Annotated in this window: 11 protein-coding genes; 10 read left to right on the top strand and 1 reads right to left on the bottom strand. The window is 63.4% G+C overall.

Annotated features, from left to right (window positions below):
* The first annotated feature begins 7 nt into the window (after positions 1-7).
* The 3 genes from BM079_RS04515 to BM079_RS04505 all read left to right on the top strand — a co-directional run bounded on the left by BM079_RS04515 (position 8) and on the right by BM079_RS04505 (position 4,430).
* Entirely contained in the window at positions 8-2,539 is a 2,532-nt protein-coding gene (locus BM079_RS04515) for a penicillin-binding protein 1A (protein ID WP_090131246.1), read from the top strand.
* 173 nt (positions 2,540-2,712) lie between these two features.
* Positions 2,713-3,444 carry a DUF481 domain-containing protein gene (locus tag BM079_RS04510; RefSeq protein ID WP_245742819.1) on the top strand — a complete coding sequence of 244 codons (732 nt, stop codon included), beginning with the start codon at positions 2,713-2,715 and terminating at the stop codon, positions 3,442-3,444.
* Positions 3,445-3,551: 107 nt separating this feature from the next.
* Complete coding sequence (locus tag BM079_RS04505; RefSeq protein ID WP_139215255.1) at positions 3,552-4,430, top strand: DUF481 domain-containing protein; 879 nt, start codon at positions 3,552-3,554, stop codon at positions 4,428-4,430.
* Between the two features lie 75 nt (positions 4,431-4,505).
* Here the strand turns inward: BM079_RS04505 and BM079_RS04500 are convergent, their stop codons facing one another.
* Entirely contained in the window at positions 4,506-5,777 is a 1,272-nt protein-coding gene (locus BM079_RS04500) for a malic enzyme-like NAD(P)-binding protein (RefSeq protein WP_090131243.1), read from the bottom strand.
* A gap of 221 nt (positions 5,778-5,998) precedes the next feature.
* Between BM079_RS04500 and BM079_RS04495 the strand changes: the two genes are divergently transcribed.
* The 7 genes from BM079_RS04495 to ubiE all read left to right on the top strand — a co-directional run bounded on the left by BM079_RS04495 (position 5,999) and on the right by ubiE (position 14,576).
* Entirely contained in the window at positions 5,999-8,233 is a 2,235-nt protein-coding gene (locus BM079_RS04495) for a primosomal protein N' (RefSeq protein WP_175489596.1), read from the top strand.
* Positions 8,234-8,441: 208 nt separating this feature from the next.
* Positions 8,442-10,127 (top strand): arginine--tRNA ligase, encoded by a 1,686-nt coding sequence (argS, locus tag BM079_RS04490; RefSeq protein ID WP_090131241.1) that lies wholly within the window; start codon positions 8,442-8,444, stop codon positions 10,125-10,127.
* Positions 10,128-10,973, top strand: a complete 846-nt coding sequence (locus BM079_RS04485; protein ID WP_090131240.1) for an SPOR domain-containing protein — start codon at positions 10,128-10,130, stop codon at positions 10,971-10,973. It begins immediately after the preceding gene.
* 270 nt (positions 10,974-11,243) lie between these two features.
* The gene (gene hslV / locus BM079_RS04480) at positions 11,244-11,765 is read left to right on the top strand and encodes an ATP-dependent protease subunit HslV (RefSeq protein WP_090131238.1); all 522 of its coding nucleotides are present in this window, start codon (positions 11,244-11,246) and stop codon (positions 11,763-11,765) included.
* 2 nt (positions 11,766-11,767) lie between these two features.
* Positions 11,768-13,132 (top strand): ATP-dependent protease ATPase subunit HslU, encoded by a 1,365-nt coding sequence (gene hslU, locus BM079_RS04475; protein WP_245742818.1) that lies wholly within the window; start codon positions 11,768-11,770, stop codon positions 13,130-13,132.
* 138 nt (positions 13,133-13,270) lie between these two features.
* Positions 13,271-13,663, top strand: a complete 393-nt coding sequence (locus tag BM079_RS04470; protein WP_090131236.1) for a gamma-butyrobetaine hydroxylase-like domain-containing protein — start codon at positions 13,271-13,273, stop codon at positions 13,661-13,663.
* Between the two features lie 166 nt (positions 13,664-13,829).
* The gene (gene ubiE, locus BM079_RS04465) at positions 13,830-14,576 is read left to right on the top strand and encodes a bifunctional demethylmenaquinone methyltransferase/2-methoxy-6-polyprenyl-1,4-benzoquinol methylase UbiE (RefSeq protein ID WP_090131234.1); all 747 of its coding nucleotides are present in this window, start codon (positions 13,830-13,832) and stop codon (positions 14,574-14,576) included.
* The last annotated feature ends 129 nt before the right edge of the window (positions 14,577-14,705 follow it).

Here is a 14,705-nt window from a genome sequence, read left to right as displayed (position 1 = left end):
GTGTTACATGACGTTCATCAAGCGCCTGGTCTTTCATCTCTTCTTTTTGCTGCTGGCCATAACGGCAGGCATCCTGCTTTCTGTAGCTGGCGCTGCGCTCTACTTTGCTCCCAGCCTGCCTGACGTTCACCAATTGCAGGACTACCAGCTCGAAATGCCGCTGCGGGTCTATACCAGCGATGACAAGCTCATCGGTGAGTTCGGCTCCCAGCGCCGCCAGCTGGTCAAGGGCGACGAGATCCCGCAGAACTTCATCAATGCGCTGCTGGCCGCCGAGGATGCCGGTTTCTACCAGCACCCGGGCGTGGACCCGCGCGGCCTGATGCGTGCGGCCCTCGAACTGGGAACCAGCGGTCGCATTCGCTCCGGTGGCAGCACCATCACCATGCAGGTAGCGCGCAACTATCTGCTCACCCTGGATCAGACCTTTACCCGCAAGATCCGCGAAATCCTGCTGTCGCTGCAGATGGAACAGATCCTCTCCAAGCAGCAGATCCTCGAGCTCTACGTCAACAAGATCTACCTGGGCCAGGGGGCCTACGGAGTGGGTGCGGCGGCCGAGGCCTATTTCGACAAGCCGCTTGACCAGCTGAGCCTGCCGGAGCTGGCCACCATTGCCGGACTGCCCAAGGCGCCGTCGAGTCTCAATCCGATCAGCAACCCGCAGCGCTCGCTGATTCGCCGCAACTGGGTGCTGCTGCGCATGCATCAGTTGGGCATGATCGATCAGGACACCTATCAGGACGCCGTGCAGGCGCCGATCGAAACCCGACGCCATCACAGCCAGCCCGACGTCCAGGCGCCCTGGGTGGCCGAGATGGCCCGCCAGTACGCCGTCGAACGTTTCGGTGATGACGCCTACACCGGCAACTATCGCATCGTCACGACCCTGGACAGCAGGATGCAGGAAGCTGCCCGCAATGCGCTGATCAACGGCCTGGTGGATTACGACACCCGCCATGGCTGGCGCGGCGCCGAGCAGAGCGACATTCCGGCCAGTCTGTCAGAGGCTCAGGACCGCACCGACCGTGCCGGCCTTGAAGAGGAGCTTTCCGAGTCGCCGGAAGTCGAAAGCACCGCCCGCGAGGCCGCCGCCCGCAGCAAGACCTCCGTGCCCGGCATCGACGGCGATGTCAGCAACTGGCAGCGCGTGCTGGATGCCACGCCGCGTCTAGGGCCGCTGCAGCCGGCCATCGTGATCGATACCGATGGACGCACCATGCGCGTGCTCGATGACAATGACGAGGTCATCACCATCGAGTGGCCCGGCCTTGAATGGGCAGCACGCTACCTGAGCCCGCGCGGTCGGGCGGCCGCGCCGAGCAGCGCCGGCCAGATCGCCAAACGCGGCGATCTGGTACGTATCATGGCGCGCACCCGCGGTGACGGCTGGCGCCTGGCACAGATGCCGCAGGCCGAGGGCGCGCTGGTATCGCTGGACCCGCAGACCGGCGCCCTCAAGGCGCTGCAGGGTGGCTTCAGTTTCGCCAGCAGCAAGTTCAACCGCGTCACCCAGGCCCGTCGTCAGCCGGGCTCCAACTTCAAGCCCTTCATCTATCTGGCGGCGCTTGAAAGCGGCATGACCCCGGCCACCATCGTCAACGATGCGCCGATCGTGCAGGCCGGCATCGGCAATCAGGACGCCTGGCGCCCGGAGAACTCCGAACGCAGCTTCGGCGGCCCGACCCGCCTGCGCGTGGGCCTGTATCGCTCGCTCAACCTAGTGACCATCCGCACCCTGCAGTCGATCGGGCTGGACAGCACCATCGATTTTCTGGTCAACATGGGCTTTGAGCGCAACCGCCTGCCACATGGCCTGTCGCTGGCGCTGGGTACGGCCGAGCTGACGCCGCTGGAGATCGCCCGCGGCTACGCCGAGATTGCCAACGGGGGCTTTCGCATCAAGCCGTGGTTCATCGAGCGCGTCAGCCAGGGCGAGGACGGCCACAATCTGATGGAAGAGACCAACCCGCCGGCGGCCTGTCGCGACTGTGATCCGATGGACGCTACGGTCACCATCGACGATCGCACCTATCCGATCGCCGAGCGGGTGGCCTCACCCGAGTCGGTCTATATGCTGCGTACCATGATGCGCGACGTCATCGAGCGTGGCACCGGTCGTGCCGCGCTGTCGCTCAACCGTGACGACATCGCGGGCAAGACCGGTACCACCAACGATCAGCGTGATGCCTGGTTCTCCGGGTTCAACAACAACGTGGTCACCAGCGTCTGGGTCGGCAAGGACACCAACGAGACCATTGCCGAATACGGAGCTCAGGCCGCCCTGCCGATCTGGAAGGACTACATGGGCACGGTCCTCAAGGGAACACCGGAAGCCGCCCCGAGCGCGCCTGACGACATCGTGACGGTGCGCATCGATCCGGATACCGGCAAGCGCCTCCACGATGAAGACGGCGGCGGCATTACCGAGATTTTCCGCAAGGACAATCTGCCGCCTTATCAGCAGCGTTCGATTCGCCCTGAACTTGAATCGGAAAGCGGCTCTCAGGGCACCGGCAGCTACGACGCCATTTTCTGATCCTGATTGCGCCTCCCTGTCCGGGCACTCTGCCCGGGCAGGACTTCAAACCGCAGTGAAACACCATGACCACGCGCTTATCTGTTGACTTGCATGGCGATGCCTTGATGGCATCCGCATCGATTGTCCCGACCCGCTCACTGACACCTTTTCGTCGGTGTCTCGTTCCCCTCGTGCTGGTAACGCTTGCCTGCTGGCACAGCAGCGCCCGGGCCGCCGACTCGCTTTTCTACGCACCGCCCCCGCCCAGCGACGACTCAGTGCCCTTTTCGGGCGCCATCGAACTGGGCTATACGGCGCTGTCCGGCAATACCAATACCACCACACTGCTGGGCAAGGGCCGCATTACCTGGTACGACCAGGCCTGGACGCACACGACGCGCGCCGAGGTCAAAAACGTCAGCGACCAGGAAAACACCACGGCCGAGCAGTATCTGGTCAGCCAGCGCGAGCGCTATTCGCTGGGAGATTCGCCCAACTACCTCTTCGGGCTGGCGCGCTATGAAAAGGAGCGCTTCTCGGGCTATAACAATCAGTTCACGACCATCATCGGCTATGGCCGCCAGCTCTTTGACAATGACCTTCAGGCCCTGTCGCTGGAGGCCGGCCCGGGCTATCGCTTTGATGATTACGAAAACGGCGGCAGGCGACACATGCTTCTGGGCTACCTGGCAGCCGACTACGCACTGACGCTGTCGGATACGGCCAGCTTCATTCAGCAGTTTTCGGTGGAAGGCGCCGATGACAACGTGACGATCCGCTCCTATTCAGCCATCTCGGTGGCCATCAACTCGAGCCTGTCGCTGCGGGTGTCCCACGACATCAAGAGCAATTCCAATCCGCCGCGCGAGGCGGACGCTCATACCGACCGCACGACAGCGGCCTCGGTGGTTTACAACTTCTAACGCCGCTCAACGTTCTCTCCATCACCGTGATCACTTCTCACAAAACATGACGCGATTTCCCATGTAGGCTTCGCTACTTCCGGGCACACTGCCATCGCGCAGCGCCATTGCTGTCATCAGACCGCGTGGCGGCAGCGCCCTGCCGTCAGGAATTACAACCGCTGCCCTCGCAGCGCTTCGGTATTCAAGAGATTTCCATCATCATGGGTTCACGCTACACACGTCTTTTTGTTCCTGTTTTACCGCTTCTGATCACGTTGCTGCCCACCGGGCAGAGTCTGGCCGCCGACAACGAAAACTTTGCCGGCTACTCAACGCTTGAAAGCGCCAGTCAGGCCGACGAGGATTTCGACGGCGAATACTCGCTGGGCTATACGAAACTGTCAGGCAACAGCAACAGCTCCAGCCTGCGTACCAATGCCGATCTTACCTGGTACCGCGGCCCCTGGTCGTGGAATCTCTATGCCGGCATCAACAGCGCCAGTGATGAAGACGATACCTCGGCCGAGAATTACAATCTCGGCGGGCGCACGCGCTATGACCTCGACGATGACAACTACCTCTTTGGCCTGGCGCGCTGGCGCAAGGACCGTTTTGCTGGCTACAACTCCCAGAGCACGCTGGCCGGCGGTTACGGCCGCCAGCTGCTCAGCGGGCCGCCGCAGTCGCTGTCGATCGAGGCCGGCCCGGGCGTGCGCCGCGACAGCTATACCGATAGCGATGAGAAAAAATATCGAGCGCTGGCCTATAGCGGCCTGAACTATCGCTGGCAGGTCTCGGATACCGCCACCTTCGGTCAGGATCTGGTGCTGGAAGCCACCGGGCTCAATCTCATCATGCGCTCCCAGACCTCGCTGACGGTCGCCATCAATGACGTCCTGGCGATGCGTCTGTCCTACGATGTCGACTTCAATGACGACCCACCTGAAGACGCCGAACACAAGACCGATACCACCACGGCCGTCTCGGTGGTCTACGACTTCTGACGCCGGTCAGCTGGTATAAAAAAACCCCGCATCACTGGTGCGGGGTTTTTGTTTGACGCGATACGGAGCATGGAATCAGCCGCCGTAGACATCCTCGACGCCGGTCAGCGGGTAGTGGGACGGATAGGCCTTCGTGGCCGCTCCGGAAGCCACTGCGGCACGGGCTACCGCCGAGGAGACCCGGCCCAGCAGGCGCGAATCCATCGGCGTGGGGATGATGTAGCCCCGACCGAACTCGAGCGTTTCGAGCTCGTAGGCGGCCAGCACTTCGCGGGTCACCGGTTCGCGAGCGAGGTCCTTGAGGGCATGAACGGCCGCAACCTTCATCTCTTCATTGATGTCGCGCGCGCGAACGTCCAGCGCGCCACGGAAGATGAAGGGAAAGCCCAGCACGTTGTTGACCTGATTGGGATAGTCCGAGCGACCGGTGGCCATGATCACATCGTTACGAGTGGCATGTGCGGTGTCGGGATGAATCTCCGGGTCCGGGTTGGAGCAGGCAAACACCACCGGATTGGCGGCCATCTTCCCGAGCTGATCGGGGGCAAACAGATCCGGGCCGGACAGACCGATAAAGACATCGGCGCCGTCGATGGCGTCATCCAGGCTGCGCTGCTCGGTAGTGACCGCGTAGCGCGCCTTGAACTCGTTGAGGTCGTCACGCCCGTCGTGAATGACGCCCTTGCTGTCGAGCATGCGAATATTGTCGCGCGCGGCGCCACAGGCGATCAGCAGGTCCATGCAGGCGATGGCGGCAGAGCCGGCGCCCAGACAGACGATGCGAGCATCACCCAGCGTCTTGCCAGCGATTTCCAGAGCGTTGAGCAGTCCGGCCGCAGTCACGATCGCCGTGCCGTGCTGGTCATCATGAAAGACCGGAATATCGCAGCGCGCCTTGAGCTCACGCTCGATCCGGAAGCACTCGGGTGCCTTGATGTCTTCCAGGTTGATGCCGCCCCAACTGCAGGCGATATTGGCCACGGTCTCGATGAAGGCATTGGGATCGGCGTTGTCGACCTCGATGTCGATGGCGTTGATCCCGGCAAAGCGCTTGAACAGCACGCCCTTGCCTTCCATGACCGGCTTGCTGGCCAGTGCGCCCAGATTGCCCAGACCGAGGATGGCGCTGCCATTGGAAATTACGGCGACCAGGTTGCCCTTGCCGGTATAGCGATAGGCCGTTTCGGGATCGCGGGCGATTTCACGTACCGGCTCGGCCACGCCCGGGCTGTAGGCCATGGCGAGATGCTTCGAGGAAGTGGTGGGCTTGGTGATTTCGATGCTCAGCTTGCCCGGAATCGGGTGCGCGTGATAATCCAGTGCTGCCTGTTTATTGTCCTGAGACATGATATTTATCCGATTGAAAACCAACGATCAATCCGGCGCAGCCTACCCAAAAAGCCCTGCCCCTACAAGCTGACAGGCCCTGACGCCATCAGGGTACACAGCCACTACAGCGCCTGCGATGTCCCGGTCGAGACCGGGAACGTGCTACCCTGCCGCGCCGAGTGTCGCACCTTCGGGCTGCGCGCCGGTGTCACCCCTTTTATCTCTGGAGCAAGCCGAACGTGTCCCCGTCCGGACCTGACCGCGTGATTCTGGCAGTGGCCGTGTCCTCGCCGCTCAAGCGAGCGTTCGACTACCTGCCCGATCGTGAAACGCCCGATGACGGCTGGGTTCCCGGCGTGCGGGTGCGTGTGCCCTTCGGGCAGCGCTCGGTGATTGGCGTGGTGATCGACATCAGAGACCACAGCGACGTGCCACCCGACCGTCTGCGCCGCATCGAAGCCCTGATTGATCGCAGTCCCCTGCCCGGAGACTGGCTGTGGCTGTGTCGCTTTGCCGCGCGCTACTACCAGCATTCGCTGGGCGACACGCTCATCGGGGCCATGCCCTCCCTGCTGCGTCAGGGCCGGCCGCTGGAGGCGCGCACCCGGACCCGCTGGTCGATCACCGATCAGGGGCGCTCGCCGGGTGAGACCGTCACCCGCGCCCCCCGCCAGGCCGAGCTGCTCGCCGCCATCGCCCAGCATCCGCGCGGGCTGGTGGCCTCGGCGATCACCGCGCTGGGGTTCAACCGGGCGCAGCTGAACGCCCTGCGCGACAAGGGGTTGATCGATTGTCGCGAAGAGAGCGTGGCGGCCCCGCTCAACGAGCGCCATGCCACAACGCTTGCCGAGCCCACCCTGCCGCTCCACCGCGAGCAGTCCGGCGTGCTGGCCGAGCTGCATCAGGATCTGGACCGGTTTCAGGTGTCTCTTTTGCACGGTGTCACCGGCAGTGGCAAGACCGAGGTCTATCTGCAATTGATCGAGGCAGTGCTGGATCGGGGCCGTCAGGCACTGGTGCTGGTGCCCGAGATCGGCCTGACGCCACAGACGCTGTCGCGCTTTCGAAAACGCTTCAACGCCCCGGTCATCGCCCTGCACTCGGGGCTCAATGACAGCGAGCGCCTCGACAGCTGGGAAGCTGCCCGCTCCGGACGCGCCGCCGTGCTGATCGGCACCCGTTCGGCGGTCTTCACGCCGCTGGCACGTCCCGGCGTTATCATCGTGGATGAAGAGCACGACGGCTCCTTCAAGCAGCAGGACAGCCTGCGCTATCACGCCCGCGATCTGGCGATTGCACGCGCCCAGCGCCACGGCATTCCCATCGTGCTGGGCAGCGCCACGCCGTCGCTCGAGAGCCTGGCCCGTGCCCGGGACGGCCACTATCGCCACCTGCGGCTGAACACCCGTGCCGGCAACGCCGCCCCTGCGACCCTGTCGCTGGTGGATCTGCGCGGCAAGCCGCAGCGTGGCGGCCTCGGACCGCAGGCGCTGGCGGCCATCAGGGAGCATCTGGAAGCCCAGCGTCAGGTGCTGGTATTCGTCAATCGCCGTGGTTTTGCGCCGACGCTGGCCTGTCATCAGTGCGGCTGGCTGGCCGAATGCCCGCAGTGCGATGCCCGCATGACCCTGCACCGGGACCCGCATCGCCTGATCTGTCATCACTGCGAGCAGCAGCGCGGCGTCCCGGATGCCTGCCCCGAATGCGGCAGTGCCGATCTGCGTCCACAGGGTGCCGGCACCGAGCGCACCGAAGAAGCCCTGCAGGAGGCTTTCAGTGACACCCGCATCCTGCGCATCGACCGTGACAGCACGCGCCGGCGCGACGCGCTGGAGCAGCATCTCAATGAAATACGTCAGGGCGAGCCCTGCCTGCTGGTCGGCACCCAGATGCTGGCCAAGGGCCATCATTTTCCGCACGTCACGCTGGTGGTGGTCGTCAATGCCGATGGCGGACTCTACAGCGCCGACTTTCGTGCGCTCGAACATTCGGCGCAGCTGCTGACCCAGGTGGCCGGCCGCGCTGGCCGTGCCCAGCATCCGGGGCGGGTTCTGATCCAGACCCTGCATCCCGAGGATCCGAGCCTGCGGCTGCTGGTGGAAGAGGGCTATGACGCCCTGGCCGAATCGCTTTTGACCGAACGCCGTCTGGCCGGACTGCCACCGTTTCGATACATGGCGCTCATGCGCGGCGAGAGTGCCCGCATGGAGGCCGTCATTGATCTGTTCACCCGTGCCGGTGAGACCATGCGGACCTGGCTTGCCGAGCGCGGACTGGCCGTTCACTGTCTGGGGCCGGTGCCGGCGCCCATGGAGCGGCGCCAGAACCGCTATCACGCTCAGCTTTTACTCAGCGCTGACCGCCGCAGCGCCCTGCACGAGGCCGGCGCCTGGCTGGATGACTGGATGTCGCAGCAAAGCGATGCCCGTCGTCTGCGCTACAGCATCGATATCGATCCGCAGGAAATGTACTGAGCCGGACGGCGGCAACGCACGGCCCGATACACGTCGGACACAATACCGGTTTTGACACGGCCCGCGGTTGAACGATAATGGCGGGCGCCAAAGCGCCTGCCATCGCCCATTCTGTCAACACTACCGGCAGGAATGTGTCATCACGGGAAGCGCACTCAAGACCTGGCCGAATGCGTCGGGCCAGTCATCCACGACCATAGATGCCAGCATGAAAGAGACGATCACCCTACTGCTCAACACGGCGCTGGAGGCCCTCAAGGCCGAAGGCGCCCTGCCCGTCGACACCCGACCCGACATTCGTGTCGATGTCGCGCGTGACCGGGCCCACGGCGACTATGCCAGCAACCTGGCCATGATGCTGGCCAAACCTGCCGGCATGAAGCCACGCGATCTGGCCGAGCGCCTGATCGCCGCCCTGCCGGCCTCCGAGGCCATCTCGAAGGTCGAGATTGCCGGCCCCGGCTTCATCAATTTCTTCGTCAACACCAGCGCCGCCGGCGAGGTGCTTTTCGACATCCTCGACGCCGGCGACGCGTTTGGCCGCAACCGTGACGGGGCTGGTCAGAAGGTGCAGGTCGAGTTTGTGTCCGCCAATCCGACCGGGCCGCTGCACGTGGGCCATGGCCGCGGCGCCGCGGTGGGCGACAGCCTGTGCCGTCTGCTGGAAGCCAACGGCTTTGAGGTCACGCGCGAGTTCTACTACAACGATGCCGGCGCCCAGATCGACAATCTGGCCCTGTCGGTGGCGGCCCGCATCAAGGGCATCGAGCCCAACGACCCGGCCTGGCCCGCCGACGGCTATCGCGGTGAGTACATTCAGGACGTGGCACGCGCCTACATGCAGGGCGAAACCGTCACTGCCGATGACCGCCAGGTCACGGCCGCTGCCGACTCCGATGACATGGACGCCATTCGCGCCTTTGCGGTGGCATGGCTGCGTCACGAGCAGGATCTTGATCTGAAGGCCTTCGGCGTCGGCTTCGATGTCTTTTTCCTGGAATCCGCCCTTTACGAAAGCGGCAGGGTCGAGGCGACCGTCGAGCGCCTGATCCAGGGCGGCCATACCTACGAGTCCGACGGGGCCCTGTGGCTTCGAACCACCGACTTCGGGGATGACAAGGACCGCGTGATGCGAAAGCGCGAAGGGGGGTACACCTACTTCCTGCCTGACGTCGCCTATCATCTGGACAAGTGGCAGCGCGGGTTTACCACCGTCATCAACGAACAGGGCGCCGACCACCACTCGACGGTCACCCGCGTGCGCGCCGGTCTTCAGGCGCTCAACGCCGACATTCCGCAGGGCTGGCCGGACTACGTGCTGCACCAGATGGTACTGGTCACCCGCTCGGGTCAGGAGGTCAAGCTCTCCAAGCGGGCCGGCAGCTACGTCACCCTGCGCGATCTCATCGATGAGGTCGGCCGTGACGCCACGCGCTACTTCCTGGTATCGCGCGCCGCGACCTCGCAGATGACCTTTGATATCGATCTGGCGCGTTCACAATCCAGCGACAACCCGGTCTATTACGCCCAGTACGCGCATGCCCGCGTCTGCAGCGTCGAGGCAAAAGCCATTGACCAGGGCCAGCCCTTTGATGCAACGCTGGCGCGCGCGTCGCTGCACCTGCTCGAGGATGCCCGCGAGCGTGACCTCATCAACCGTCTGGGCAGCTGGCCCGAAACGGTGCGCCGTGCCGCCGAGCAGCGCGAGCCGCAGCAGATCGCCGTGTATCTGCAGGATCTGGCCAGCGAATTCCACACCTGCTACAACGCCGTCAAGGTCATGGTCGAGGACGACAGCCTGCGCAACGCACGGCTGGCGCTGGGCATGGCCGTACGTCAGGTCATGCGTAACGGGCTCGACCTGCTGGGCGTTTCGGCCCCCCGGGAGATGTAAATGGCACAGCGCCAGAGCAAGAAGGCGGCGCCCTCAGGCAAGGGCGCCACGTCACGCAACAAGGCAAAACGCAGCGGCAGCGGCGACGGTTTCCATATCCCCGGCTGGCTGTGGGCGCTGGTAGGCATCATCGCCGGCTTTGCTGTCGCGCAGTACTTTCAAAGCGATGCGCCGCCCAAGCGTGATCAGGTGGCTGCCGTGGTCACCAAAAAGCGCACCGATGCCAACGCTCAAAAGCAGGAAGGCGAGAACGCCCAGCAGCCGTCCGAGGAAGGGCAGATGCCGACGTTCGAGTTCTACACCCTGCTGCCCGAGTCGGAAGTGATCGCGCCGAACGTGGAAGACTACAGCTCGCCGCCGCGGCCCGGCACCGAAGGCGCCGTGCTGGAACAGCACGCACGACGCATCGCGGGCAGCAACGGCAGTGCCTCGGTCAGTAATCCCGAGGGTCAAAAGGCGTCCTCGTCACAACAGAGCGCCTCGTCCAGCAAGCCCGAGCCGAAGAGCAGCGCCGACAGCAAAGATGCCATCCAGCAGATGGCCTCGCGTCATGAGACGTCCAGCCGCCAGCAGAGCGCTTCTGCCCAGCAGCAGAGCTCGAGCAGTGCCGGCGCCAGATATATGCTGCAGGCGGCATCGTTCAAGTCACAAAGTGATGCCAACAACATGGCCGGCAAGCTGCGCGATCTGGGCCTTGTCATGCAGGTCACCCAGGTTCAGACGGCGGACAACACCACGTGGTATCGCGTGCAGGCCGGTCCCTATCAGGATTCCGGGGAGCTTGCCCGCGCCCGGGGCCTGATGCAGACCCGCGGCATCGACCCGATGCAGATTCAGCAGCGCTGACCCCCGGCTGCCGACACAAGGGGCGCCCGCTGCCATGCAGCCGGCGCCCTTTTTGTATGCGGTGGACGCTCTCCAGACGGTCGGGAGCCACCATTGACCAGGTCAGCATGCACACTTCGGACAATTTCCCTGCCGGTCATGGCTTGATTTGCGCCACGAACGCCCGCACTTCAGTGGAAAGTTTTCACAACGCAGACCGTTTTTGCGCTTTTTGCACCGTCTGCGCGCAAGTCACCAGGTGCATGTCACCCACGCATTGGAGTAGCGCCGATGACCACGATTGTTTCCGTTCGCCGCGGCGAACAGGTCGCCCTGGCAGGCGACGGACAGGTCTCGCTGGGTAATACGGTCATGAAGGGTAATGCCAGCAAGGTCCGTCGTTTCCATCGCGGCCAAGTACTGGCCGGCTTTGCCGGCGGGACGGCAGATGCCTTCACCCTTTTCGAGCGCTTTGAAGCGCAGCTGGAAAAATACCAGGGCCACCTGACCAAGGCCGCCGTCGAGCTTGCCAAGGAGTGGCGCACCGACCGCGCGCTGCGCAAGCTCGAGGCGATGCTGGCCGTGGCCGATCGCAATGCCTCCCTCATCATCACGGGCACGGGCGACGTGCTGGAACCCGAACACGGCATCATCACCATCGGTTCGGGCGGTCAGTATGCCAACGCCGCAGCGCGGGCGCTGGTCCAGAATACCGACCTGTCCGCGCGTGAAATCACTGAAAAGAGCCTCGCGATTGCGGCAGATATCTGTGTGTACACCAACCACAACGTGACGCTCGAAGCACTGGACTGATCATGACCGAGACCTCCAACACCCCGCAGAACGCCAGCAGCAACCATATGACCCCGCGCGAGATCGTGCACGCGCTGGATCAATACATCATCGGTCAGGCCGATGCCAAGCGCGCCGTGGCCATCGCCCTGCGCAACCGCTGGCGTCGCATGCAGCTTGATGAGACGCTGCGTCCGGAAGTCACACCCAAGAACATTCTGATGATCGGCCCGACCGGTGTGGGCAAGACCGAAATCGCCCGTCGGCTGGCCAAGCTTGCCAACGCACCGTTCATCAAGATCGAGGCGACCAAGTTCACCGAGGTCGGCTATGTCGGTCGCGATGTCGAATCGATCATCCGCGATCTGGTGGAAGCCGCCATCAAGCTGGTCCGCGAACAGGCCAAGTCGCAGGTCGGTCACAAGGCCGATGATGCCGCCGAGGAGCGCATTCTGGACGCCCTGCTGCCGCCTGCCCGTGGCAGCGAGTACGACAGCGGCAAGGGGCGCGACAGCGCCACGCGTCAGACCTTTCGCAAGCAGCTGCGTGAAGGCAAGCTTGATGACAAGGAGATCGATATCGAACTGTCGCCGGCCGGCCAGGGCATGGATTTTCAGGCGCCTCCCGGCATGGAAGACATGGCCAACCAGCTCTCCAGCATGTTTTCGAACATGGGCAAGCAGAACAAGGAGAGCCGTCGTCTGACCGTCAAGGAAGCCTACAAGCTGGTGCGTGATGAAGAGGCTTCCAGACTGGTCAACGACGAGGATCTCAAGGCGCGTGCCATCGAGGCGGTCGAGCAGAACGGCATCGTGTTCCTGGACGAAATCGACAAGGTGGCCAAGCGTGCCGAATCCGGCAGCGGTGGCGACGTCTCTCGCGAAGGGGTGCAGCGCGACCTGCTGCCGCTGATCGAGGGGTCAACCGTCTCCACCAAGCACGGCATGGTGCACACCGATCACATCCTCTTCATCGCGTCGGGCGCGTTCCACCTCTCCAAGCCCTCGGATCTGATTCCGGAGCTGCAGGGTCGCTTGCCGATTCGCGTGGAGCTGTCAGCGCTGTCACCAGACGAGTTCAAGCGTATCCTGACCGAGCCTTCTGCTTCGCTGACGCGCCAGTACGAGGCGCTGATGAAGACCGAAGGTCTCGATATCCGGTTTACCGACGATGGCATCGAGCGCATTGCGCAGACGGCCTGGCAGGTCAACGAGGGCACCGAAAACATCGGCGCGCGTCGTCTGCATACGGTCATGGAGCGCCTGCTGGAAGAGGCCCTCTTTGACGGCAGCGACATGGAAGGCCCGCTGGTGATCGATGGCGCCTACGTGGACGAGCGTCTGGGTGAACTGGCCCGCGATGAGGACCTGTCGCGCTACATCCTCTGAGCATCTTTATCGTTTGACGCCAACAGCGTATCCTGGAGGGCGGCCCGAACACGGGCCGCCCGCTTTTTTTGACCTGATGTCGGCGGCCCGGTGTGACCGACATCATCGATGTGATACTCAATATCATGGAGACATGCCATGAGTGCCCCCATGCCAACCGGCGTTCACTATCATCAGCGCAGCCGCGAGCTGGCGCTGACCTATGACATCAACGGTGAGCAGCAGAGCTTTCGCCTGGGTGCCGAAATGCTTCGAGTGTACTCGCCCTCGGCCGAGGTGCGAGGCCACAGCCCGGAGCAGGCCGTGCTGCAGACCGGCATGAAATACGTGGGTCTTAAAAACATCACACCGGTGGGCAACTACGCGCTCAAGCTGCACTTTGATGACGGCCACGACAGCGGGCTGTATACCTATGCCTATCTGTGGGAGATGATCGAAAACCGCGAGCTGTGGTGGGACGACTATCTTCATGAACTCAAGAAGGCCAATGCCTCGCGCGAGCCGCTGGGCATACCACTGCAGCGACAGTAAGGGCAGCCGATATGGGCGTCAGGACAAATGACGTCCTGAAAGCTACAATGGCTGTCGACAGGCGCGCCCCTCCCGACCGGCTTGATCACGCACCCGCCCCGAAGGGCAGGCAGCGCCGCCACCGATACCGGAACACACGATTTTGAAAACGCTGACAGGGGATCGCATGGACAAGCAGACAACGCACTTCGGCTATGAGGAAGTCCCTGTCGAGGAAAAGGCCGGCCGCGTCGAGCAGGTCTTTGACAGCGTGGCACGCCGCTACGATGTCATGAACGATCTGATGTCGATGGGCATTCATCGCTTCTGGAAGCGCGTGGTCATGGAGCGCTCCGGCGTGCGTCGCGGCCATACCGTGCTGGACCTTGCCGGCGGCACCGGTGACCTCACCGCCAAATTCGTGGAACGGGTAGGCCCTTCAGGTCGAGTGGTACTGGCCGACATCAACGCCTCCATGCTGCAGGTCGGTCGCGACCGCCTGATGGACCGCGGCATCGGCGCGCAGGTGGAAATCGTGCAGGCCGACGCTCAGGCCCTGCCCTTCCCCGACAACACCTTTGACTGCATCACAATGGCCTTTGGCCTTCGCAACGTCACCGACAAGGATGCCGCGCTGGCGTCCATGACGCGCGTGCTCAAGCCGGGCGGACGACTGCTGGTGCTGGAGTTCTCGAAACCCGTCAACGCGGTGTTCGAGAAAGTCTACGACCAGTACTCCTTTCATGTCCTGCCCCGCATCGGCAAATGGGTGGCCAACGACGCCGACTCCTATCGCTATCTGGCCGAGTCGATTCGCATGCACCCCGATCAGCCGACCCTCAAGGCCATGATGGAAAATGCAGGACTCGAGCGCGTCGAGTACACCAACATGACCGGCGGTGTGGTCGCCCTGCACCGCGGTATCAAGTTCTGAACGCCCTGAGCGGGTGGTGTCTCATGTTCGCCATCACCCGCCGGGCCGCTTTCCCGACAGGGTCAATGGCATGACACACGCGTATCTCATGACTTTTCGTCATTGCATACCTCAAGGGCAACCGCACTG

Source organism: Kushneria avicenniae, from assembly GCF_900112585.1.
Taxonomy (GTDB): domain Bacteria; phylum Pseudomonadota; class Gammaproteobacteria; order Pseudomonadales; family Halomonadaceae; genus Kushneria; species Kushneria avicenniae.
This window is presented reverse-complemented; position numbering and strand designations above follow the sequence as displayed.